22 protein-coding genes are annotated in these 22,766 nt (G+C 73.0%); 10 read left to right on the forward strand and 12 right to left on the reverse strand.

The window, feature by feature from the left end:
- The coding region (locus DVA66_RS21865; protein ID WP_114558411.1) for an SDR family NAD(P)-dependent oxidoreductase at positions 1–150 on the reverse strand (150 nt) is incomplete at its 3' end.
- A gap of 371 nt (positions 151–521) precedes the next feature.
- Between DVA66_RS21865 and DVA66_RS01140 the strand changes: the two genes are divergently transcribed.
- The gene (locus DVA66_RS01140) at positions 522–1,685 is read left to right on the forward strand and encodes a mandelate racemase/muconate lactonizing enzyme family protein (protein WP_114558375.1); all 1,164 of its coding nucleotides are present in this window, start codon (positions 522–524) and stop codon (positions 1,683–1,685) included.
- Positions 1,686–1,694: 9 nt separating this feature from the next.
- On the opposite strand, the gene DVA66_RS01145 is transcribed toward DVA66_RS01140, so the two are convergent.
- Positions 1,695–2,402, reverse strand: coding sequence for a FadR/GntR family transcriptional regulator (locus DVA66_RS01145; RefSeq protein ID WP_114558376.1), 708 nt, complete (start codon positions 2,400–2,402; stop codon positions 1,695–1,697).
- A gap of 89 nt (positions 2,403–2,491) precedes the next feature.
- Here DVA66_RS01145 and DVA66_RS01150 point away from each other — a divergent pair, with 89 nt between their 5' ends.
- From DVA66_RS01150 to DVA66_RS01170, 5 genes are read left to right on the forward strand one after another with little or no spacing between them, the layout of a single operon-like run.
- Positions 2,492–3,799, forward strand: a complete 1,308-nt coding sequence (locus tag DVA66_RS01150) for an L-fuconate dehydratase (RefSeq protein WP_114558377.1) — start codon at positions 2,492–2,494, stop codon at positions 3,797–3,799.
- On the forward strand, positions 3,796–4,662 hold the full coding sequence (locus DVA66_RS01155; protein WP_157973761.1) for an amidohydrolase family protein: 867 nt from the start codon (positions 3,796–3,798) through the stop codon (positions 4,660–4,662). Before DVA66_RS01150 ends, DVA66_RS01155 begins: the two co-directional genes overlap by 4 nt.
- Before the next feature lie 5 nt (positions 4,663–4,667).
- On the forward strand, positions 4,668–5,639 hold the full coding sequence (locus DVA66_RS01160) for an aldo/keto reductase (RefSeq protein ID WP_114558379.1): 972 nt from the start codon (positions 4,668–4,670) through the stop codon (positions 5,637–5,639).
- Positions 5,640–5,673: 34 nt separating this feature from the next.
- On the forward strand, positions 5,674–6,519 hold the full coding sequence (locus DVA66_RS01165) for a fumarylacetoacetate hydrolase family protein (RefSeq protein WP_114558380.1): 846 nt from the start codon (positions 5,674–5,676) through the stop codon (positions 6,517–6,519).
- Entirely contained in the window at positions 6,516–7,265 is a 750-nt protein-coding gene (locus tag DVA66_RS01170; protein WP_232821669.1) for an SDR family NAD(P)-dependent oxidoreductase, read from the forward strand. The genes DVA66_RS01165 and DVA66_RS01170 overlap by 4 nt, the downstream gene beginning before the upstream one ends.
- 45 nt (positions 7,266–7,310) lie before the next feature.
- On the opposite strand, the gene DVA66_RS01175 is transcribed toward DVA66_RS01170, so the two are convergent.
- Positions 7,311–7,685: a DoxX family protein gene (locus DVA66_RS01175; protein WP_114558381.1), complete on the reverse strand. Its 375-nt coding sequence runs from the start codon at positions 7,683–7,685 to the stop codon at positions 7,311–7,313.
- Between the two features lie 20 nt (positions 7,686–7,705).
- A complete protein-coding gene (locus tag DVA66_RS01180; RefSeq protein WP_114558382.1) occupies positions 7,706–8,002 on the reverse strand; it encodes a hypothetical protein in 297 nt (98 codons plus the stop codon).
- A gap of 91 nt (positions 8,003–8,093) precedes the next feature.
- Between DVA66_RS01180 and DVA66_RS01185 the strand changes: the two genes are divergently transcribed.
- The gene (locus DVA66_RS01185) at positions 8,094–8,984 is read left to right on the forward strand and encodes a sigma-70 family RNA polymerase sigma factor (protein WP_114558383.1); all 891 of its coding nucleotides are present in this window, start codon (positions 8,094–8,096) and stop codon (positions 8,982–8,984) included.
- Here DVA66_RS01185 and DVA66_RS01190 read toward each other — a convergent pair.
- Together DVA66_RS01190 and dapD are read right to left on the reverse strand one after the other, a co-directional pair.
- Positions 8,965–9,846: a hypothetical protein gene (locus DVA66_RS01190; protein WP_157973762.1), complete on the reverse strand. Its 882-nt coding sequence runs from the start codon at positions 9,844–9,846 to the stop codon at positions 8,965–8,967. The genes DVA66_RS01185 and DVA66_RS01190 overlap by 20 nt on opposite strands.
- A gap of 84 nt (positions 9,847–9,930) precedes the next feature.
- Positions 9,931–10,854, reverse strand: a complete 924-nt coding sequence (gene dapD / locus DVA66_RS01195; protein WP_114558385.1) for a 2,3,4,5-tetrahydropyridine-2,6-dicarboxylate N-succinyltransferase — start codon at positions 10,852–10,854, stop codon at positions 9,931–9,933.
- Positions 10,855–10,953: 99 nt separating this feature from the next.
- Here dapD and DVA66_RS01200 point away from each other — a divergent pair, with 99 nt between their 5' ends.
- On the forward strand, positions 10,954–11,715 hold the full coding sequence (locus DVA66_RS01200) for a FadR/GntR family transcriptional regulator (protein ID WP_198671377.1): 762 nt from the start codon (positions 10,954–10,956) through the stop codon (positions 11,713–11,715).
- An 11-nt stretch (positions 11,716–11,726) separates the two neighbouring features.
- On the opposite strand, the gene DVA66_RS01205 is transcribed toward DVA66_RS01200, so the two are convergent.
- From DVA66_RS01205 to DVA66_RS01220, 4 genes are all read right to left on the reverse strand, one after another.
- On the reverse strand, positions 11,727–12,602 hold the full coding sequence (locus DVA66_RS01205) for a carbohydrate ABC transporter permease (RefSeq protein WP_114558386.1): 876 nt from the start codon (positions 12,600–12,602) through the stop codon (positions 11,727–11,729).
- On the reverse strand, positions 12,599–13,567 hold the full coding sequence (locus DVA66_RS01210) for a carbohydrate ABC transporter permease (protein WP_114558387.1): 969 nt from the start codon (positions 13,565–13,567) through the stop codon (positions 12,599–12,601). The genes DVA66_RS01205 and DVA66_RS01210 overlap by 4 nt, the downstream gene beginning before the upstream one ends.
- A 35-nt stretch (positions 13,568–13,602) precedes the next feature.
- Complete coding sequence (locus tag DVA66_RS01215; protein ID WP_114558388.1) at positions 13,603–14,856, reverse strand: ABC transporter substrate-binding protein; 1,254 nt, start codon at positions 14,854–14,856, stop codon at positions 13,603–13,605.
- Positions 14,857–15,013: 157 nt separating this feature from the next.
- Entirely contained in the window at positions 15,014–17,701 is a 2,688-nt protein-coding gene (locus DVA66_RS01220) for a right-handed parallel beta-helix repeat-containing protein (RefSeq protein WP_114558389.1), read from the reverse strand.
- A 214-nt stretch (positions 17,702–17,915) separates the two neighbouring features.
- Here DVA66_RS01220 and DVA66_RS01225 point away from each other — a divergent pair, with 214 nt between their 5' ends.
- Positions 17,916–20,345: a glycoside hydrolase family 95 protein gene (locus tag DVA66_RS01225; RefSeq protein WP_114558390.1), complete on the forward strand. Its 2,430-nt coding sequence runs from the start codon at positions 17,916–17,918 to the stop codon at positions 20,343–20,345.
- Positions 20,346–20,369: 24 nt separating this feature from the next.
- Here DVA66_RS01225 and DVA66_RS01230 read toward each other — a convergent pair whose 3' ends face one another.
- Complete coding sequence (locus DVA66_RS01230) at positions 20,370–20,954, reverse strand: HAD family hydrolase (protein WP_114558391.1); 585 nt, start codon at positions 20,952–20,954, stop codon at positions 20,370–20,372.
- 12 nt (positions 20,955–20,966) lie between these two features.
- Complete coding sequence (locus DVA66_RS01235; RefSeq protein ID WP_114558392.1) at positions 20,967–21,632, reverse strand: DUF6226 family protein; 666 nt, start codon at positions 21,630–21,632, stop codon at positions 20,967–20,969.
- A 62-nt stretch (positions 21,633–21,694) separates the two neighbouring features.
- On the opposite strand from DVA66_RS01235, the gene dapE reads away from it, so the two are divergent.
- Entirely contained in the window at positions 21,695–22,765 is a 1,071-nt protein-coding gene (gene dapE, locus DVA66_RS01240) for a succinyl-diaminopimelate desuccinylase (protein WP_114558393.1), read from the forward strand.
- The last annotated feature ends 1 nt before the right edge of the window (position 22,766 follow it).

The raw sequence follows: 22,766 nt of genomic DNA on the forward strand, positions 1-22,766 counted from the left end.
GTCGAGGCCGGCGCCCGGCAGGTCGAGGGCCGCCACGGCGTAGCCCTCCCGGGCCAGCCGCAGGGCGATGGCGCGGCCCAGCCCGCCGCCGGCGCCCGTCACCACCGCGCTCCGCTCGGTGCCCGCAGGCGCCCCGCTCGTCCTCGTCATCGAGTCCTCCTCCTGTGGTCAACGCTGATGTTAGCGCTATCGGCGAGGCAGGGCGAGAGTGGCGTCAGCACGGAACTGGGAGGAGGTGGAGTCGGCTCGACGTCGGAGTGTTGGTGGCACGGTGTTGGGCAGCGACCGGGTTTAGCGCTAGCATCTCGCCGCCGGCGGCGTGCTCACCTGCGCCCGGGGACGGGTCGGCGATACCGTCATCACGCCGGCCACAGCTGAACGGTCCGATGGCGCACGTCGCCGTCCGCTGGTCGGTCCAGCGCGGGCCCGCCCCGGTCCCGCGCACCCAGGGAAGGGCGGGTCATGGGAACCAACGACGAGGCCGGGTGGTCCACCGAGGTCGTCGGGTCGGAGCGGCGGCGGTGAAGGTCACCGGGTACCGCTCGCTGACCACCGTCCACGACTGGGGACGGCCGATCGGCGACGTCAACGGCGTGGTCGAGAGCGGCCGGACCGACGTCCCGCTGCTGCTGGTCGAGACCGACGCGGGCATCACCGGGGTCGGCCTGGGCGCCCACCCGGGGGTCGAGGACGTCTTCGAGGCCGTGCTGGGGCGGGACCCCCGGTCGGTCACGGCGATCTACGACGCCATGCTCGACCGCGCCTTCAAGGTCGGCCACGCCGCGAGCTTCGGCGCGATCGGCGCCCTCGACACCGCGCTCTGGGACATCAAGGCCAAGGCGGCCGGCGAGCCGCTGTGGCGGTTGCTCGGTGCGGCCGACCGGGTGGTGCCGGCCTACGCCTCCGGTCTGGACACCGGCCTGGACGAGGAGGAGCTGCACGCCCTCTACCGGCGCTTCGCCGAGCGCGGCTTCACCGCCGCCAAGCTCAAGGGCGGTCTCAGCCTCTCCCGCGACCTCGACCGGTTCGCGGTGGTCTGCGACGCGCTGTCGCCGGCGCTGGCACCCGACGAGCAGCCGGTGCTGATGCTCGACGTCAACGAGTCCTGGCACCCCAGCCACGCCCTGCGCTACCTCGCCCGGCTGGAGGAGCAGGTCGACCTCAGCTGGGTCGAGGAGCCGGTGCGGCGCTGGGACGTCGAGGGCCACCGCCGGGTGCGCGACGGCTGCCGGGCCGCGGTCGCGAGCGGGGAGAACCTCACCGGCCTGGAGCGGTTCGAACCCCTGCTGCGGGCCGACGCCGTCGACGTCGTGCAGACCGGTTCGGTGTGGGGCATCACCCACTTCCTCCGGGTGGCGGCGCTGGCCCACGGGCTGGGTCTGCCGGTCAGCCCGGTCGCCTACGACACCAACCCGCTCGCGCACGCGGCCGCCGCGGTGCCCAACCACCTCGTCCTGGAGGTGCAGGACCTCGGGCTGCCCTTCGGGCTGCAGGTCGACCACGAGCTGCAGGACGGCTCGGTGGTCCTCGGCGACCGCCCTGGTCTCGGGCTGGAGGTGGACGTGGAGGCCATCACCGCCGGAGGCGGCGACGGGTCGTGGGGCAGCGTGGCCGGACCCCACACGCGGCCGACCGACGCCGGGCGACGGCTCCGGCTGGACGACCGGCGCGGCACCCATGCCTGAGGCGGCGGCTCAGCCCGGGTCGGACAGCGCGTCCGGCAGCAGCCCCTCCACGCCGTACAGGTGCACCTCCATCCAGCTGCGCGCCCGGCGGGGGGAGTGATCGGTGCAGGCGGCCAGGATCGCCTCGTGCTCGCGGTGGGTGTCGTGCAGCCGCGGGGAGTTGAACAGCGCCTGCCACCGGCTGGCCAGCGTGGGGGCGGACATCGCGTCGATGAGGGCCGCCAGCACCGGGTTCTCCGCCGCCTCGGCGATCAGCCGGTGCAGCTCCAGGTCGGCCTGCATCGCCCGCTCGTGGTCGACCTGGTCGGCGAAGATCGCCGCGTGCGCGTCGTCGAGGATGGCCCGTCCGCGTGCGGCGTGCTCGGCGGTGAAGCGCACCGCCGCCCGCTGCACCGACTCCACCTCCAGCGCCCGCCGCACGCTGTGGGCGTGCTCGGCCCCGTCCCCGGCCTGCAGCCGCACCCAGAACCCCAGCCCGCCGAGCAGCCGGTCCGGCGCCAGGCTGGTCACGTACGTGCCGGCACCCTGCCGGGTCTGCAGCACCCCCAGCGCCGAGAGCGCCCGCACCGCCTCGCGCAGCGACCCGCGCGAGACCTGCAGCTCCTCGGCCAGGTCCTTCTCCACCGGCAGCCGGTCGCCGGGCCGCAGCCGGCCGGAGGCGATCATCTCCTGCACCGCGTGCAGGACCACGTCGGTCTGGGAACGCTGGTCACTCATGGGAGTCAGTGTGGAGGATTCATCCGATCTTTACTAGAGTCCGAGCGGCGGGTCGCCCAGACCACCGCACGCCGAGCACGAGGAGCACCATGTCGACGATCACGGGGGTCGAAGTCAGCGACCTGAGGTTCCCCACCTCCCTGGACGCCGCGGGATCGGACGCGATGAACGTCGACGCCGACTACTCCGCGGCCTACCTGCGCATCGTCACCGACGGGCCGCTGTACGGCTGTGGCTTCACCTTCACCATCGGCCGCGGCAACGAGGTGGTCTGCGCCGCGATCCGGGCCTGGGCCGACCGGCTGGTGGGCCGGGACGCCGACACGCTCGACCCGACCGCGCTCTACCGCGAGCTCAAGACCGACTCCCAGCTGCGCTGGCTCGGCCCGGAGAAGGGGGCGGTGCACCTGGCGATGGCGGCGGTGATGAACGCGGTGTGGGACCTCGCCGCGCGCCGGGCCGGCGTCCCGCTGTGGCGACTGCTGGCGCGGATGACGCCGGAGGAGCTGGTCGAGGTGGCCGACCTGCAGTATCTGTCCGACGTCCTCACCGCCGAGGAGGCGCTGGAGCTGCTGCGCCGCCAGGAGCCGACCCGCCAGCAGCGGATCGCCGAGCTGGAGCGCACCGGCTACCCCTGCTACACCACCTCGGCGGGCTGGCTGGGCTACTCCGAGGAGAAGCTGCGCCGGCTGGCCCAGGAGGCCGTCGACCAGGGCTACACCCACATCAAGCTCAAGGTCGGGCGCGACCTGGCCGAGGACAAGCGCCGACTGGCCATCGCGCGGGAGGTGCTCGGGCCCGAGGGTCACCTGATGATCGACGCCAACCAGGTGTGGGACGTCGGCCAGGCGGTCGAGTGGGTGCGGGCGCTGTCGGAGTTCGACCTGCACTGGATCGAGGAGCCCACCAGCCCCGACGACGTCCTCGGCCACGCCGCCATCCGCCGGCAGGTGGCCCCGGTCGGCGTCGCCACCGGCGAGCACGGCATGAACCGGGTGCTGTTCAAGCAGCTGCTGCAGGCGGAGGCGATCGACTTCTGCCAGATCGATGCGTGCCGGCTGGCCAGCGTCAACGAGATCGTCGCGGTGCTGCTGATGGCGGCCAAGTTCGGTGTGCCGGTCTGCCCGCACGCGGGCGGGGTCGGGCTGTGCGAGCTGGTGCAGCACCTGTCGATCGTCGACTACGTGGCCGTCTCGGGCGACCTGACCAACCGGGTCACCGAGTTCGTCGACCACCTGCACGAGCACTTCGTCGACCCCTGCGTGGTGCGCGACGGCGCCTACGTGCTGCCGAGCCAGCCGGGCTACTCCGCCGAGATCCGCACCGAGACGCTGGCCAGCCACTCCTTCCCCGACGGCAGCTACTGGCGCGAGCGGGCCGCCCAGGACAGCCGGTGAGCACCGTGCCCGCCGCCGAGCCGGTCACCGACACCCACCTGCACCTGTGGGACGTCGACCGGCTCGACCACCCATGGCTGCGCGGGCTGCCCCGGCTGGACCGGACCCACGACGTGACCGAGGCGGCTCCGGCCGTCCCGGCGACCCGGTCGATCATGATGCAGGCCGACTGCCGACCCGACCAGGCCCTGGACGAGGTCGCCTGGGTCGAGGAGCAGACCGAGCTCGGACGCGGTCTGGGGATCGACCTCGTCGGCATGGTCGCCTACGCCCCGCTGGAGGACGCCGGTCTGGCGCGCCACCTCGACGCCCTGGCCGAGCGTCCGCTCGTGGTCGGCATCCGACGTCCGCTGCAGGGACAGCCGCCGTCCCTGCTGCGCTCGGAGGAGCTGCTCGGCGGGCTCCGGCTGCTCGGAGAGCGCGGGCTGGCGTTCGACGTCTGCATCACCGCCGACCAGCTGCCGGCGGCCACCGAGCTGGTCCGGGCCGCCCCCGGCACCACCGTGGTGCTCGACCACCTCGGCAAGCCGCCGCTGCGGGCCCCCGAACGGGTCCGGCAGTGGCTGGAGGACCTGCGGCGGCTGGCCGAGCTGCCGCAGGTGGTGTGCAAGCTGTCCGGGCTGGGCGCCGAGCTCGACCCGGGACGTCCGGCGGACGAGCAGGTGCCCTGGTACCTGCAGCAGGCGCTGGAGCTGTTCGGCGCCGAGCGGTGCCTGGTCGGCTCGGACTGGCCGGTCTCGGCCGCGATCAGCTGGGACCGGTGGCTGCAGCTCGTCGGCGACGCGTTGACCGGGGCGTCGCCGCAGGAGAGGACCGCGGTGCTGACCGGCACCGCGGCACGCGTCTACCGGTGGGAGCGTTGACGACGATGACGACACGACTGCAGTCCCGGGGGATCGCGCTGGGCCGGATCGGCCTCGGCACCGCCCCGTTCGGCAACCTCTACCGCGAGGTCGGCGACGACGTGGCCGCCGAGGCGGTCGTCACCGCCTTCGAGGGCGGCATCCGCTACTTCGACACCGCCCCGCACTACGGGCTCGGGCTGTCCGAGCGCCGGCTCGGCCGGGCGCTGCAGCAGCTGCCACGGGACGAGGTCGTCGTCTCCAGCAAGGTGGGACGGCTGCTGCGGCCCAACCCGGACGCCCGCGGGCGCGACAGCGACCTGTTCGAGGTGCCGGACGACCTGGTCCGGGTCTGGGACTTCAGTGCCGCTGGCGTGCGCCGCAGCGTGGAGGAGTCGCTGGAGCGGATGGGGCTGGACCGGATCGACATCGTCTACCTGCACGACTGCGACGACCACCTCGAGCAGGCGCTGACCGAGGGCGGGCCCGAGCTGTCGCGGATGCGCGACGAGGGGCTGGTCCGGGCCTGGGGCGCCGGCATGAACCAGGCGCCCGCGCTGGCCCGGATCGCCCGGGAGACCGACGCCGACGTGATGATGATGGCCGGGCGGCACACCCTGCTGCGCCAGGAGGGCGACGAGCTGTTCGAGGCCTGCGACGAGACCGGGGTCACCGTGGTCGCGGTCGGGGTCTTCAACTCCGGCGTGCTGGCCGTGGAGGAGCCCGGCCCGGACACCCACTTCGACTACGCCCCCGTGACGCCGGACGTCCTCGAGCGGGCCCGCGCGATCGCGGCGGTCTGCCGCGAGTACGGGACCACGCTGCCGGCGGCCGCGATCGCCTTCCCGCTCCGCGAGCGCTGGGTGACCGCGGTGGCGCTCGGGGTGGAGGACGCCGGGCAGGTGCGGGACAACCTCGCGCTGGCCGCGCAGGACGTCCCGGAGGCGCTGTTCGAGGAGCTGGACGCGCGCGGCTTGGTGGCCGGGTCCCGACGATGAGCTGGGACGACGAGAACGACGGAGGAGAGCGACGATGAGGTTGATGCGGATCGGGGCACCGGGCCAGGAGCGCCCGGTGGTCGAGCTGGACGGGCAGCACTACGACGCCAGCGGGGTGGTGGCCGACTACGGCCTCGACTTCTGGGCCGACGGCCCGGCCCGGCTGGCCGAGGCGGCCCGCGCCGGCACCCTGCCCGTCACCAGCGTCGAGGGCGAGCGGGTCGGGGCGGCGCTGCCCCGCGGCGGCGCGCTGATCTGCATCGGCATGAACTACGCCGCGCACGCCGCCGAGAGCGGATCCGCGCCGCCGGAGCGTCCGATCATCTTCCTCAAGAGCCCCGCCACCCTGGCCGGACCCGACGACGAGGTGACCATCCCGCGCGGCTCCACCAAGACCGACTGGGAGGTCGAGCTCGGCGTGGTCATCGGTCGCGAGGCGGCGAACCTGGGCCCCGAGGACGACGCGCTGGCCCACGTCGCCGGTTACGTGCTGGCCAACGACCTGTCCGAGCGCACCTTCCAGATCGAGGAGAGCGGCGGGCAGTGGAGCAAGGGCAAGTGCTGCCGCGGGTTCCTCCCGCTCGGGCCCTGGGTGGCCACCGCGGACGAGATCGATCCGGCCGGGCTGCGGCTGCGCAGCTGGGTCAACGGCGAGCCGCGCCAGGACTCCAGCACCGCCGACATGGTCTTCTCCGTCGCCGACCTGGTCCGTGACCTGAGCCGTTACATGACGCTCGAGCCGGGCGACCTCATCCTCACCGGCACCCCGGAGGGGGTCGCGCTGTCCGGGCGGTTCCCCTACCTGGGCGCGGGTGACGTGGTGGAGCTGGAGATCGACGGCCTCGGACGCCAGCGCCAGACCTACCGGAGCGGGGAGTGAGCGTGGCAGCCGAGTTCGAGGGTCTGGTCGCCGTCGTCACCGGCGGCGCGTCCGGGATCGGGGCGCGGACGGCCGAGGTGCTCGCCGAGCGCGGGGCCAGCGTCGCCGTGCTCGACCTGCAGCCATCGGAGAGGTTCACCTCGCACCGGGTCGACGTCACCGACACCGCGTCGGTGGAGGCGGCGGTGGCGGCGGTGGTCGCCGAGCACGGACGTCTGGACGTCGTCGTCAACAACGCCGGCATCGGCGCCCAGGGCGACGTCACCGGCAACGACGACGCCGAGTGGCACCGGGTGCTCGACGTCAACGTCGTCGGCATGGTGCGGGTGGCCCGGGCGGCGCTGCCGCACCTGCGCCGCTCGCCGTCGGCGGCGATCGTCAACACCTCCTCGATCGCGGCGACCGCCGGGCTGCCGCAGCGGGCGCTGTACTCGGCGAGCAAGGGCGCGGTCTCCGCGCTCACCCGGGCGATGGCCGCCGACCACCTGCGCGAGGGGATCCGGGTGAACTGCGTCAACCCGGGCACCGCCGACACGCCGTGGATCGGCCGTCTGCTGGAGCGCGCCGACGACCCGGCCGCCGAGCGCGCCGCGCTGGAGGCCCGCCAGCCGCACGGCCGGCTGGTCAGCGCCGACGAGGTCGCCCTGGCGATCGCCTACCTGGCGAGCCCGCTGAGCGGTTCCACCTCCGGCGTCGAGCTCGCCGTCGACGGCGGCATGCAGGGGCTGCGGCTGCGCCCGCTCTGATGCGGGTGACCCGGGCGGTGAGCCCGCCCGGGCACCGCGTCCGGGTCAGCCGACGACGAGCAGCGAACCGGCGCTGGCGACGGCCAGCAGCCAGTAGGCGGCGGGGACGTGGAGGTTGTGCAGGACCCCCGCCCTCAGGTGCGTGACGAGTGCGCCGGAGAAGAACAGCACGAGGCCAGCCGCGGACACCAGCCCCAGCCGGGTGAGCAGCGGTACCTGCACTGCCACACCGACGAGCCCGGCCAGCAGCCCGGCGGCGCCGGCGGCCTTGAGAGCGCCGAGCAGCGGTAGCCAGGACGCCGGGACGCCGACCTCGGTGGCGTTGGCGACGACGAAGGCGGACCGACGCAGGTCGGCGACCGCGATGGCCGTGTTCGCGACGATCGTGACGAGGGTGATCACGAGGTAGACGAGGAGCACGATGTCGGCCCGGACGGGGGTCAGCCCGCGTAGCGGCCGACGACGGTCCAGCGTTCGGCCACCGGCGGGGCCGCCGCCCAGCGACGGATGCCGTCCTGGAACACAGCGAACTCGGGCAGGGTGGGCAGCGGGTTCTCCACCCCGTCGGCGAGCTCGAGCAGTGTCAGGTAGGTGACGCCGTCGGCGAGCCGGCAGGAGGTGTAGCGGATGCCGGCGAGCTCCTCGCGGCGCAGGGCGGCGAAGAAGCCGGCGACGGCGGACTCGACCTCCGCCGCGTGCTCGGGGCGCACCTGGGTGCGGATCGTCATGATGATCATCGGAGGGCTCCTGTGTCGTCGTGGGTCGGTGTCACACCGGCCCCTGCTGGGGGGTCACCCCATCGACCCGCGGCGACGGAGGAGTGTGACGATGGTGGATGAGGACCTGGCCGAGCAGTTCGAGCAGCGGCGCCCCCGGCTGCACGCGATGGCCTCCCGGCTGCTCGGGTCGGCCGGCGAGGCCGACGACGCGGTCCAGGAGACCTGGCTGCGGCTCCAACGCCACGGTGCCGGGGCGATCGACAACCTCGACGGCTGGCTGACCACGGTGCTCGCCCGGGTCTGCTTGAACCTGCTGCGGTCCCGTCGCACCCGCAGGGAGCGGGAGCCCGGTCCGCTGGAGGGGGCCGATCCGGTGGACACCGGGCCCGAGGAGCAGGTGCTGCTCGCCGACTCGGTCGGGCTGGCGCTGCTGGTGGTGCTGGACGCCCTGGGCCCGGCCGAGCGGCTCGGGTTCGTGCTGCACGACGTGTTCTCGGTGCCGTTCACCGAGATCGCGCCGATCATCGACAGGACCCCGGCGGCCACCCGCCAGCTCGTCAGCCGGGCCCGCCGCAAGGTCCAGGGGCGGGCGCCGGGCTCCGACGCCGACGGCGCCCGTCAGCGTGCGGTGGTCGAGGCTTTCCTCGCTGCCGCCCACCGCGGCGAGTTCGAGCGGCTGATCGAGCTCCTGCACCCCGACGTCGTGCTGCGCTCCGAGGGCGGTCGCCGCCGCCGGAGCGCGTCGATGGTCGTCCGCGGCGCCCGGTCGGTGGCCGTCAGCACCCGGACCTACGCGGGTCTGGCGCCCAGCGCCCGCGTCGTGCTGGTCGACGCGGCCGCCGGCGTGGTGGGCGTCGTCGTGGCCCCGGGCGGCGAGCCCTTCTCGGTGATGGCCTTCACCGTCGCGGACGAGAAGATCCTCGCCATCGACGTCCTCGCCGACCCGGACCACCTCGGACCCGACCTCGCCGGAGGGCCCCTCAGCCCGGGGCGAAGGTGATCCGCACGGTGCGGCCGAGGTCTTCCTCCGACGGCTCCCAGCCGGCGAGCGCGTCCGGGTCGTGCTGCCACACCCGGTCGCCGACGGCGACGGTGGTGACGCCGTGGCGCGCGGCCTCGACCAGTGCGTGCGAGGCCACCGCCCACGCGGTGGCGTCGGCGTCGGTGTCGACCTCGAGCACCGCCGGGCCGTCCTCGCCCGCCTCGCGCAGGTCGGTCTCGAGGTCGCCGAGGGTCTCGGTGAGGGAGTCCACCAGCGCGTCGGGGTCGGCACCGGTCAGCGGGCCGAGGGCGCAGCGCAGCCCGGCGGGGGAGTGGCCGGTGAACACGCTGGCGAGCACCCGTCCGTCGGCCTCGTGGTCGCGGTAGGCCTCGGGGTAGCCGCTGCGCTGGACGGCCTGGGCGACGTCGTTGATGTCACCGCTCTCCCAGCCGTCGACCCGCACCAGCGCGTCGTAGAAGCGTCCCGTCGCGTAGTGCGGGTCGAGGATCTCCTCCACGGTGCCCCAGCCCTGGGACGGGCGCTGCTGGAAGAGCCCCACCGAGTCGCGGTCACCCCAGTCGAGGTTGCGGATGTCGGTCTCCTGGTAGACCGTCGCCATCGCGATCGAGGCCGCACGCGGGGCCAGCCCACGGCGCACCGACACCCCGGTGACGATGGCGGTGTAGTGGGCCTGGTCCGGCGTCAGCGTCACCGAGCGCTCGTCGGCTGTCGCCACGCACCGGTTCTGCGGCGGTGGCGGTTCGAGCACCCCGCGGGAGCGCACCAGCGTGTAGCCGCCGCCGGCCACGGCCAGCACCAGCGCCAGCACGACGAGGCAGCCGACGGCGGTGGCGCCCCGGCGCGGGCGGTCCTCGGTCATCTGGTCCTCGGGGTCGGGGCCCACGGTCGGGCGAGCAGCCCGATTCTGCCCGAGACGGTCAACACCGCCAGGTCGCGGCGCGGGTCAGTTGGCGTGCAGCGCCTCGTTGAGCGAGAACGTCTTCCCCGCCCGCGGCCGCGCCTCGACCACCCCGCTCTGGGAGTTGCGCAGGAACAGCAGCCCGCTGGCCCCGGACAGCTCGCGGGCCTTGACCACCGCGCCGTCGGGCAGCAGCACCTTGGTGCCGGCGGTGAGGTAGAGCCCGGCCTCGACCACGCAGTCGTCGCCGAGCGCGATCCCCAGCCCGGACTGGGCGCCGAGCAGGCAGCGCTCGCCGATCGAGACCACCTCGGTGCCGCCGCCGGAGAGGGTGCCCATGATCGAGGCCCCGCCGCCGATGTCGGAGCCGTCGCCGACCACCACGCCCTGGCTGATCCGGCCCTCCACCATCGAGGAGCCGAGGGTGCCGGCGTTGAAGTTGATGAAGCCCTCGTGCATCACGGTGGTGCCGGGGGCGAGGTGGGCGCCGAGGCGGGCGCGGTCGGCGTCGGCCAGCCGGACGCCGGCGGGCACCACGTAGTCGACCATCCGCGGGAACTTGTCGACCCCGAGCACGGTGACGTGGCCGTCGCGGGCCCGCAGCGTCGCGCGGACGAGCTCGAAGCCCTCGACCGCGCAGGGCCCGGCGGTCGTCCAGACGACGTTCGGGAGCACCCCGAACAGTCCGTCGAGGTTGACCGTGTTGGGCCGGACCAGCCGGTGGCTCAGCAGGTGCAGCCGCAGGTAGGCGTCGGCGGTGCTCGCCGGGGGCGCGTCCAGGTCGACGGAGACCTCGACCACCTCGGTGCGCACCCGTCGGGTGGCGTCGGTGGTCGGGACCAGCTCGGCCGGCGCCGCACCGGTGGTGGCGCCCAGCACTGGGGCAGGGAACCAGGTGTCGAGCACCTGGCCGGCGTCGCTGATGGTGGCCAGGCCCCAGCCGGAGGCGTTGCGGCTCGCGTCGGTCATGGCGCAGAGGCTAGTGCGCCGGGTCGCGCAGGACGAAGTCGTGCGGCCGGCTCGGTCGAGGTCGGAGGCAGTGGAGGTATGATGTCCTACACTCACTCCATGACGTCCGAGCTGGTGCGACCCCGCCCGATCCTGGCCGAGAAGCGGCCGCCCAACCCGATGCTGGGCGTCGCCGTGGTCGAGGAGCTGGTCGACGCCATCGTCGGCGGACGGCTCCAGCCCGGCGAGGTGCTGCCGGCGGAGGGGGCGCTGAGCGAGCAGTTCGGGGTGAGCCGCACGGTGATCCGCGAGTCGGTGAAGCGGGTCGAGGAGAAGGGCCTGATCACCATCGCCCGCGGCCGGGGCACCGCTGTGCGACCGATGGCCGACTGGGACACCCTCGACCGCATCGTCCTCACCTCGCTGATCAAGCACGACGAGACCCTGGGCATCCTCGACGAGCTCAGCACGGTCCGCGCGCAGCTGGAGTCGGTGATGGCGGCGGAGGCGGCGCGGCTGCGCACCCGGGAGCAGCTGGCCGAGCTCGACCTGGCGATGTCGCGGATGTGGGAGACGGTCGAGGACGAGGCGGCCTTCCGCGCGGCCGACGTGGCCTTCCACCACACCGTGATGTCGCTGTCGGCGAACCGCCTGGCGCGCAGCATCGCCCAGACCCTGATGGAGCGGGCGCTGGAGAGCATGCGCTACCACGGGGTCGACCGGGCCGACGCCTTCGCTCTCACCCTGCGCGAGCACGAGGCGGTGCGGGCGGCCATCGCGGGTCAGGACCCCGAGCTCGCACGGGACGCGATGTCGGCCCACGTGCTGGAGGCCTGGCGCCGGCGCCGGCTGCCCGACCACGCCGGCAGCCCGGAGGCCTGAGCCCCGACCGGTCAGCCCTTGATCGAGCCGGCCGTCAGCCCGCTCATCACCCAGCGCTGCGTGAGCACGAAGACCACCAGGATCGGCAGCACCGCGAGCAGCAGCGTGGGGAACACCCGGGTGTAGTTGGCCGAGTACTCCCCGACCGAGGCGTAGATGCCGGTGGTCACGGTGTAGAGACCCGACCCGGGGCCGAGGATGAGCTGCGGGCTGGCGAAGTCGTTCCACACGCTGAGCGAGTTGAGGATGAAGACGGTGGCGATGATCGGGGCCATCAACGGCATGATCACCCGTCCCAGCGTGCCGTACCGGCCCGCGCCGTCGATGGCCGCCGCCTCGTCCAGGGTGGGCGGCAGCATCCGGATGAACCCGGTGAACACGAAGACGGTGAACGGGATGGTGGTGGAGGCCATGAACAGCACCAGCCCCGGGAACGTCGCCATCAGCCCGAGCGCCCGCAGCACGAAGATCACCGGCACCAGCACCACCTGGGTGGGCACGAACATGCCGGCGATGAAGAACAGCAGGGCGACCCGGAAGATGCGCCGGGACGACCGGGCGATGACGTAGGCCGCCGGCAGGCAGACGCCGATGGAGACGATGTTGACGCAGAGCACGAGGGCGGTGGTCACGGCGTAACCGAAGGCGATGTCGAAGTCGGGGTTGCTCCAGGCGGCCGCCAGGTGCTCCAGCGTCATCGACCCGGGGTCGAGGGCGAAGGGCCGGCTGACGATGTCCTGCTGGTCCTTGAAGGCGTTGACCACCAGCAGGTACATCGGCACCAGCATCAACGCGCAGATCGCCACCACCGAGACGTACCAGCCGGGGGAGCGCTGCTCACCGGACGGACGCCGGCGGCGCGACGGGCCCTGGACGTCGGTGCTCATGCCGCCGCCTCGTCGTGGCGCCGGCGCAGCGCGAGCACGGCGAAGGACAGCACCGCCGCGATGATGATCAGCACCACGGCCTCGGCCGAGGCCAGCCCGACCTGCCGCTTGGGGAAGTCCACCGCGAGGATCTGGTACGCGAAGGTCTTGGTGGACCCGGCCGGACCGCCCCCGGTGAGCGAGACCACCACGTCGTAGGTCTTCAGCAGCGAGATCATCGAGGTCACCAGCGCGACCGTCACCGAGGGCGCCAGCCCGGGCCAGGTGACGTGGCGGAAGGTGTGCCAGCGTCCCGCGCCGTCGACCCGGGCCGCCTCCAGCAGCTCGGCCGGGACGGCCTGCAGCCCCGCCAGGTAGATGAGCAGCTGGACCCCGAACTGGGCCCAGGCGATGACGCCGATCAGGGTGGCGAGGGCCCACGTCTCGTCGCTGAGGAAGGGCAGCGGGCTGGCGCCCAGGGAGCCCAGCAGCGAGTTCACCGCACCCTGCGGGCCGAGGATCGCCGACCAGAGGAAGCCGACGGCGACCAGGCTCAGCACGTGCGGGTAGAACATCACCACGCGGGCGATCGCGGTGAACCGGGTGGTGCGCCACAGCAGCAGGGCCAGGCCGAGGGCCAGCGCGTTGACCAGCAGCGAACCGGCCACCGCGACCGCACCGGTGACCACCAGGGCGCCCGTGACGTCGGTGCTCTGGAAGAGCCGGACGTAGTTGTCGAGCCCGACCACCTCCGGCGTCCGGTTCGGGAACCCGTTGTAGTCGGTGAAGCTGTAGTAGACGGCGTAGCCCACCGGCACCACGAGGAGTGCGACGAAGACCACGAGGGCAGGCACCACCATGGACGCCTCGACCAGCACGGCACCGATGCCCCGACGACGCCGCGGCCCCTGCGGTGCCCCGACGACCGTGTCGCCTCCGACGGCACGTCTCGGCGCCCGGGTCCGGTCGACGACGGTGCTGCTCATGACGGCTCCCTCCTCGCTCTGGTCGGCTCGCCGCGTCAGCGGTTCTGCTCGGCCCAGGCGTCCAGCTCGGCCGCCGCGTCCGCGGGGGAGGTGCCGGTGTAGAGGCTCTGCGTGATCTCGGTGAACTTGTCGTTCAGCCCCACGACGGGGAGCCGGGTGTCGCCCGCGCCCTCGCCCACGGCGACCAGCTCGGGGGCCTCGTCGACGATCTGCTGGATCTCCTGGCCGACCGGCGAGGTCTGGACGGCGGTACCGGTGCGGAACACCCCGTCCTGCACCAGCTGGCTCTCGATCGCGGCCTGGTCGGTCACCAGGTACTTCACCAGCTGCAGCGCGTTGTCGGTCCGCTCGCTGCCGGCGTAGACCATGTAGGGCGAGGCCATCGTCGCGCCCTGCGGGCCGGGGTAGCTCATGCCCTCCTCGACCGGCGGCGAGAACACACCCACCTCGAAGGGCAGCTCCCCGGCGTTGTCGATGCTGGCTACCAGCCAGCTGCCGAGCGGGTACATGCCCACCTTCCCGCCGATGAAGTTGGCATCGGCGGTGCTCGGGTCCAGGCCGACGTCGCTCTGCTGGACGTAGCCGGCCTCGATCCAGGTCGCGTACCGCTCGAACATCGGCTGGAACACCTGGCCGAGGGTCAGCTCCCCGGCGCTGACGGCGGACTGCCACCGCGGGTGCAAGGTGTTCACCGTCGGGTGGGAGAGCTGCTGCAGCTGCAGACCCGTCTGCCACTGCCCGGCGGTCTGCAGCGGGGTGTAGCCGGCATCGGCGAGCTTGGCGAGGGCGTCGGAGAACTCCTCCCAGGTCTGCGGGGTGGCCTCGATCCCGGCCTCCTCGAAGGCGGTCTTGTTGTAGTAGACCAGCGACTGCGCCTGGGAGCCGATGCCGGCCACCAGGTGCTTCCCCTCCATCGCGTAGGTGTCGACCATCGGGGTGTCGGCGACCCAGGTCTCGCCGGTGAGGTCGACCAGCTCGGGGGCGATCTGCTCGTCGGGGAAGATCGACTGGATGACGTCGGGACCGGTGCCGGCCGCGAGCTGGGAGCTGAACGTCTCGCTGACGTTGGTGCCGGTGGGGCCCTCGATCCGGACGTCGATGCCGGTCTGCTCCTCGAACGGCTGCACCAGCTCGTTCCAGTACTCCTGGGTCAGGTTGTCGGTGAGGTTGACCAGCATCCGCACCTCGTTGCTCCCGCTGGCGCTGTCCGGGCCGCTCCCGCAGGCCGACACCGCCAGCAGCGAGGCCACCAGCGCGGCCCCCACGACACCCGTCCCTCGTCTGGTCATCCCCTGCTCCGTCCGCTCGTGCGTGTGCGCCGTTGCTCACGCCGCCGACCGTGCCCCTGGCTCTCTCGCGAGGCGGGGGAAGTGATCTGCGGCAGGCAGAACATAACACATCCTATGTTTGCTCGACGGTGTCCGGCCGCCGCCTCCGGCGCGGTGGTCACCGCGTCAGGGAGCCGAGGCCGCCGCCGTCGGCGGGACCGCCCGGGAGACCGATCCCCTCGAGGGTCATGTGCCGGTTCCAGCGAGCCGCCCAGCCCCGGCCGAAGGTCTCGGCGACGCCGCTGCGGTAGGAGAACCTGAGCGTCGACAGGTCGAGGCCGGCCTCCTCCACCGACGCCGGCTTCGCGAGGTTGGTGTTGATGCGGTCGCTCCACCGGTCGAGCCGGTAGGTCGCCGGCGGGTCGTCGAAGCTGTTCTCGCCGGCCTGGTACTCCCCACCGCCGATGATCACCGAGTGGTCGATGACGTTGCGGGCCGGGACGTAGACCGAGTCCGGGTCCTCCCACACCGTTCCGCGGTCGCAGCCGTTCGTCGCGTGCACGGAGTAGTGGGCGGCCTTGCAGTCCTCTCCGGTGGCCGACACCCGGGGCACGTACCAGTCGCGGATCTCGGGGAAGACGATCGGGGCGCCGTCGGAGTACCGCGCGCGGCCGTCGGTGTAGTGCTGGTGCCAGCGCTCGACGTCCTCGGGGGTGGCGCTGTACTTCTCGCCCTCGCGGACGTCGAGGAAGGCGTTGTACCGGCTCTGCACCACCCAGCCGTTGGGGACGGGCAGGCCCTTCTCGCCGTTGCGGTGGTAGAGCTGGTCGTGGCCGGTGCGGTCGACGTCGATGAAGACGTTGTCGGTCGCGGTGTTGCTGTGCCCGGACTGGAAGAACACCCCGGAGTGGGCGTCCTTGATGAGGTTGTGGTGGAACCGCATGCCCGAGACGCCGTCGTCCATGTAGAAGGCGTCGTTGTCGCCGCCGATCTTCTCGAAGACGTTGTAGGCGATCTCGTTGCCCAGGTAGGTGTAGTCGCGCCCGGTGTAGACCACGCCCTGGTCGCCGGCGTTCTGCACCAGGTCGTAGAAGTAGTTGTGGGCGACCAGCATGTCGTTGCCCATGATCTGCACGGCCATGTGCGGGGCGTCGTGGACGTAGTTGTTCTCGAACCGGTTGCCCACCCCGTACAGGTAGCCGGCCGGGGTGTAGGTCGCGAGCTCGGAGAAGCGCGCGATCTCGTTGTTGCGTGCCACGTTGTCGCCGCGCTCGAGCGTGGTCCGGTCGCCACCACCGAGCAGGACGCCGCCGCCGCCGAGATCGTGCAGGTAGGAGTTCTGCACCACGTTGCCGTGCCCGCCGCGGACGGTCTCGTAGTCGGGGAGGGCGGTGATCGACTCGGTCGTCTCACCGATCCGCACCGCGTCCATGCTGACGTTGAAGACCTCCAGGTCGTCGAGCAGGGTGTCCTCGGCGTCGAGCAGCTGGATGCTGCTGATCAGCGAGTCGGAGAGGGCGAGCCCGCGCAGGGTGACGCCGGTGGTGCCCTCCAGCCGGAAGTGGTTGTCGTCGAAGGCCCGCAGGGTGACCTGCTTGCCCTCGACCGTGCCCGCGGCCGGCTTGAAGTAGAGCAGGTCGTTGTCCTGGTACCGGTCGATGTAGTACTCGCCCTCGGAGTCCATCTCGGACAGGACGTTGATCGCCTTGACCTTGGTGTAGTCGTCGCGGGGGATGTACATCGAGGGGTACTTGGCGTAGAGGGTGGTCCCGCTCCACGACAGCATCCGCACCATGTCGTTGGCGTAGTTGTTGCCGAGGTAGCCCGAGAGCCAGCCCTCGGTCTCGTAGCGGCTGTTGTCGATGTCCTCGACCCACCCCGGGTCGGCCTGCACCGGGATGGAGCTGTACTCGCCGAACCCGCGGGCGCCCGAGTCCTCGATGGTCGGCACCGCCTCCGGGGCCCAGCGCTGGTAGCGGTCGTCCTCCAGCAGCCGGCCGCCGACCTCGTACAGCGGCGGCGTCATCGCCCGCATCTCGTCCTGGGACCAGGTGTCGCGGTCCTCCGGGTCGGGCAGCATCTGCTTCTTGTCCTCGAACTGGGCGCGCGGGGTGGTCCCGCTGACGGCCCAGTCGGGCTCCGCGCCGAACCGCTCGAGGAGGTCCGGCTGGAGCAGGTCGGCGGTGGGCTCGACGTCCCACTTCCCGCCGTTGCCGTAGAGGAAGCAGCTCGCGTCGCCCTCCGCGCAGTCCTCGGCGTCGGGGAACTGGGCGAGTGTCTGGGTGCGGTCGTCGACGACCAGCTCGGGGGCGAAGGGCTGGGGGAGCCAGTTGAAGCCGTTCTTGTAGAGGGTGCCGGGCTCGATCCCCGCGGCGCCGAGGTCGAAGACCCAGACGCCGTCGCGCAGCTGCTCGGAGTGCAGCCGGCTGTGGGAGGAGAGCTCCGGCGTGGCCAGCTCGTCCGCGCCGAGGTCGCTGAGCCGGCGCCAGCCGTCGGTCGGCAGCTCGTGCGCCCCGGTGAGGTGCACCGGTTCGTCGCGGTAGGCCGCGTAGGTCACCCAGGAGTGCTCCGCCCCCTCGAGCAGGACCGCCTGGTCGAGGACGTAGTCACCGCCCCGGAGCCACACGGTGCCGGGCTCCTCGGCGCTGGTCCGGCCGGCCAGCGCGTCCCGGGCGGCCTCGATCGTGCGCAGCGGCGCGGACTCGGTCCCGGGATTCGCGTCGTCCCCGTCGGGCGAGACGAACACGGTCAGCCGGCTCCCGCTGTCCGAGGGCGCCGGGTCGGCGGCGGCTGTGGGTGCCGTGGTCAGGAGGACGGCGGCGGCGAGCGCCGCGACCAGGCCTCCACGTGGGCGTCGGATCTCCATTGATGCACTCCCAGGGTGGACGTATGACGTATGAATACTCGCCCACATGGGTCCGGGCTGACAAGCCCTCGGCGGACGGCCTTCTCGCCCTCACCCCCCGTGGATGCTCGGCGTCGCCCTTGTCACGGTCCACGAGCCGTGCCTAGGTTGTATGACGTCCCATACATCCCAGGCTGCTGGCACACCCCCTCAGCCCGACCTGAGAAGAGACCTGATGGAGATCAGTCGGAGACGGGCGCTCCTGGGCGCGATGGCGGGAGCCGTCGCCACCGGGCTCGCCGGTTACACCGCCCCCCGCGCCGCCGCGGACTCCTCGACGCCGGGTCCGCAGCGGTTGTGGTACCGCGCGGCGGCGTCCCGGTGGCACGAGGCGCTGCCGATCGGGAACGGGCGCCTCGGTGCCATGGTCTTCGGCGGTGTCGAGGAGGAACGGCTCCAGCTCAACGAGGACACCATCACAGCCGGCGGCCCGCACGACCCACTCCGGCCCGGGGCCCGGGAGGCGCTGCCCGAGGTGCGTCGGCTGGTCTTCGCCGGCCGCTACGACGAGGCCCAGGCGCTGGCGGCCGAGCAGGTGGTGTCCCGGTACAACGAGATGTGCTACCAACCCCTCGGTGACCTGCGGATCCGGTCCGGGCGTCCGGGGGCGGTCTCGGACTACACCCGCGAGCTCGATCTCGACCGGGCCGTCACGACGACGCGGTACCGCCAGGACGATGTGCGGTTCACCCGGGAGGCCTTCGTCTCCTCCGTCCACCAGGCAGTCGTGCTGCGGGTCGTCGCCGACCGGGTCGGGACGCTCGACCTCGACGTCACCCTCGACGGCCCGCCGGAGGTGCCGGCGAAGCCACCGTGGGCTGCCGCGCCGACCGAGTCCCCGACGTGGTCGAGCGTTGTCGACGCCGACGGCGACCTCGTGCTGACCGGCTCGCCCTCGCCGCTGTTCGGCGTGCCGCCGGCCATCCGCTTCGCCGGTCGGGCCCGGGTGCTGCGGACCGGTGGGGAGGTGGAGCGCACCTCCGACACCGTCGCGGTGCGCGGCGCGACCGAGGTCGTCGTCCTGCTCACCGCCGCGACCAACCACCCGGTCGACGACCCGGCTGCCGCGGACCCGGGACGACGGGCGCACGACCAGCTCGACGAGGTCGCGCAGGTCTCCTACCGGCGTCTGCTCCAGGAGCACGAGGAGGCCCACCGCCGGCTGTACCGGCGGATGTCGATCGACCTCGGCACCAGCCCGGCCGCCACGCTGCCCACCGACGAGCGGGTGGAGCAGTCGGCCGCCCTGGACGACCCGGCGTTCGCCGCCCTCTACCTCCAGTACGGCCGCTACCTGATGATCTCCAGCTCCCGGCCCGGCACCCAGGCCGCGAATCTGCAGGGGCTGTGGAACGACCAGGTCGCCCCGCCGTGGCAGAGCAACTACACGCTCAACATCAACACCGAGATGAACTACTGGATGGCCGAGCCCACGGCGCTGGCCGAGTGCACCGAGCCGCTGGTCGACCTGGTCGGCGAGCTGGCGGTCACCGGCGCCGTGACGGCCGCCGAGATGTATGGCGCTCGCGGCTGGGTGGCCCACCACAACACCGACCTCTGGCGGGGGACCGCTCCCTACGACGGACCCCAGGGGCTGTGGCCGATGGGTGGGGCCTGGCTGTGCCAGCACCTGTGGGACCACTACGACTACCACCGCGACACCGACTTCCTCGCTCGCGTGTACCCGCTGCTGCGGGGGGCGTGCGAGTTCTTCCTCGACACCCTGGTGGCCCACCCGGAGCACGGTTGGCTGGTGACGAACCCGTCGAACTCCCCGGAGAACAGCCACCACCCCGGGCAGAAGCTGTGCGCCGGCCCGACCATGGACCTGCAGATCCTGCGGGACCTGTTCGCGAACACCGTCCGTGCTGCCGAGGTGCTCGACCTGGACACCGGGCTGCGGGCCGAGCTGGCGGAGGCGCGGTCACGTCTGGCACCGCACCAGATCGGCAGCTCGGGGCAGCTCCAGGAGTGGCTCGAGGACTGGGACGCCACCGCGCCCGAGCCCGCGCACCGGCACATCTCCCACCTCTACGGGCTGTACCCCAGCGGCCAGATCGACATCCACCGCACGCCTGACCTGGCGGCGGCGGCCCGGCGGTCGCTGGAGCTGCGCACCGACAGCACCGAGGACGACGGCTGGGGGGTCGCGCTCCGCGCGGTGCTGTGGGCGCGGCTCGGAGACGCCGAGCAGGCCCACCGGGCGCTGCGGGTGCTGTTCTGGCCCGAGCGGCACAACCCCAACGTGCTCAACGGCACCACCTACTACCAGATCGACGCCAACCTGGGCGGTCCCGCGGCCATCGTCGAGATGCTGGTGCAGAGCGTCGGGGACGAGATCCGGCTGCTCCCCGCGCTGCCGGCCGCGTGGCCGGAGGGCTCCGTCCGCGGATTGCGGGCCCGGGGAGGCTTCACCGTCGACGCCGCCTGGCGCGACGGAGGCCTGACCAGGGTGAAGCTGAGGTCGGAGCTGGGGAACCGGGTCCGTCTCCGCACACCCGTCCCGCTGGTGGTGCGGCCGCAGGTGGAGCTGAGCTCGCCCGAGCCCGGGGTCGTGGAGTTCGACACGACACGCGGTCGCAGCTACGTCCTCCGGCCCCGCTGAGGGCGGCCGCCCGCCAGGAAGCGGTCACCCGAGGAAGGCGCGCAGGGCGTCGACCGTGGTGTGGTGGTGCGCGCGCAGCCCGACCGCCCGGGCCGCCTCGACGTTGCCGAGCGTGTCGTCGACGAACCAGCAGGACTCCAGCGGGTGCCCGGCCCGCTCGGCCGCTGTGGCGAACACCCGCGGGTCCGGTTTGGCGACCCCGAGCTCGCTGCTGTTGAGGACGTGGTCCACCTCGTCGAGCAGACCGAGAGCGGCCAGGTCGTCGCGCAGCCGGCTGGTGGCGTTGGTCAGCAGGGCGACCTCGGCCGTGCGCCGGACCTCGCGCACCACCTGGAGCACCTCGCGGTCGACCGCGCCGGCCGGCTGCGACCACTCGGCCACGGCCTGGGCCGCCCGCGGTCCGTGCTCCCGCACCAGGCGCTCGGTGACGCTGCGCCGCCAGCCCGGGTCGTCCACGGCCCCGGTCACCACCTGCCCGAGCAGCTCGGGGTCGAAGGCGGCGGCGGCCAGGGAGCCGGCGGGCAGGCGGGCCCGTCGTTCCGCGGCGGCGATGATGTCGGGGTCCCAGTGGCGCAGGACCCCGTCGAGGTCGAGCAGCAGGCAGCGCACAGGAGGACCCTGTCAGCCGGTCGGGTCGGCGTCACGTCGGGGCCAGGCCGGCCAGCGACCGTCCGGCAGCCGGGCGAGGTGCCGCCCGAGCTCGGCCCGGGCCCGCGGCGGCAGGTCGGAGGTGGTGCGGCTGCTCCGCACGGGGAGGCCGGCCGGGTCGACCACCACGGTGCCGGTGGCCGGACGGCCGTCGAGCTCGGTCAGGTGCTCGCCGTAGCGGCCCTCGACCAGGGCGAAGACGTCCTCCTCGAGCTCGTCGGCCGCCGACTCCCAGGTCTCGTCGCAGGCCTCGCAGCCGCACTGCGGGTAGGCGGCCCGGCCGAGGTGGCCCCACTCGAGCCGGAGCCCCGGGTACCGGCTCCAGGCGACGGTCAGGCCGGAGGTGTCCGGCGTCGTCGGCTGCAACCGGATGGCGCGGAGCATCTCCTCGGTGTCCAGCGGTCCCCGGCGCCGCAACGCGTCCGGCGCGACCTGGACCCGGTAGGTGTGCTGCAGGTGCTCGACGAGGGCGTCGGCCACCTGGTGCAGGGGCTCGAACCGCTCCGGGTAGCGGCCGACGCTGTACAGCTCGTCGGGTGGCCCGGGGAGGTGCTGCCAGCGGCGTCCGAGCGGGATGACCTGACCCCGGGCGTCCCGCAGCTCGGGGGCGTCCAGCGCGGGACGTCGGTAGCCGGTCACCGCAGCACGGTAGGCCGTCCGGCCGGCGGTGTCGTCGGAGTTCTCTGCCCTAGGGTCGCGGCATGAGCCTCGACCCCCGCGCCGACCTGCCCGACCTGCTGCAGCAGCTGATGGACCTGGAGTCGGTGAGCGGGGCCGAGGGGCCGCTGGCCGACGAGGTGGAGCGGGTGCTGCGCGGCTGCGGGCACCTGGAGGTGCTCCGCGACGGCGACACCGTGGTGGCCCGCACCCAGCTCGGGCGCGACGAGCGGGTGGTGGTCGCCGGGCACCTCGACACCGTGCCGGTCGCCGGCAACCTGCCCTCGCAGCGTCGCGAGGTCGACGGCGTGGACGCGGTCTGGGGCCGCGGCGCCTGCGACATGAAGGGCGGGGTGGCGGTGCAGCTGGCGCTCGCGGTCGAGCTCGCCGAGCCCACCCGCGACGTCACCTGGGTCTTCTACGACAACGAGGAGGTCGAGGCCGAGCGGAACGGGCTCGGTCGGGTCGCCCGGACCCACCCGGAGTGGCTGGAGGGGTCCTTCGCGGTGCTGGGGGAGCCGTCCAACGCCCGGGTCGAGGGCGGCTGCCAGGGCACCCTGCGCGTCGAGATCACCCTCACCGGCACGGCCGCCCACTCCGCCCGGGCCTGGATGGGCCACAACGCCGCGCACGACGCGGCGGAGGTGCTGCAGCGGCTGCGGGACTACCAGCCGCGCCAGGTCGAGGTGGAGGGCCTGCGCTACCACGAGGGCCTCAACGCGGTGCGGATCAGCGGCGGCATCGCCGGCAACGTCATCCCCGACCGGTGCGTGGTCGAGGTGAACTTCCGCTTCGCCCCCGACCGCACCGAGGCCGAGGCGGTGGACTTCGTCACCGACTTCTTCGCCCCGCTGCCGGTCGAGGTCACCGATCTCTCACCCGGCGCCCGCCCGGGGCTGGACCGCCCGGCTGCCGCCCAGTTCCTCGCCGCGGTGGGTGGGGAGCCGCAGGCGAAGTTCGGCTGGACCGACGTCGCCCGCTTCTCCGCCCTCGGCGTCCCGGCGGTCAACTTCGGGCCCGGCAACCCCAGCAAGGCCCACGCCGACGACGAGTTCTGCCCGGTGGCCGACCTCCGCACCTGCGCCGACGCCCTGCGGCGCTGGCTCACGTCCTGAG

Origin of the sequence: Desertihabitans aurantiacus, from assembly GCF_003344635.1 — a bacterium.
Taxonomy (GTDB): domain Bacteria; phylum Actinomycetota; class Actinomycetes; order Propionibacteriales; family Propionibacteriaceae; genus Desertihabitans; species Desertihabitans aurantiacus.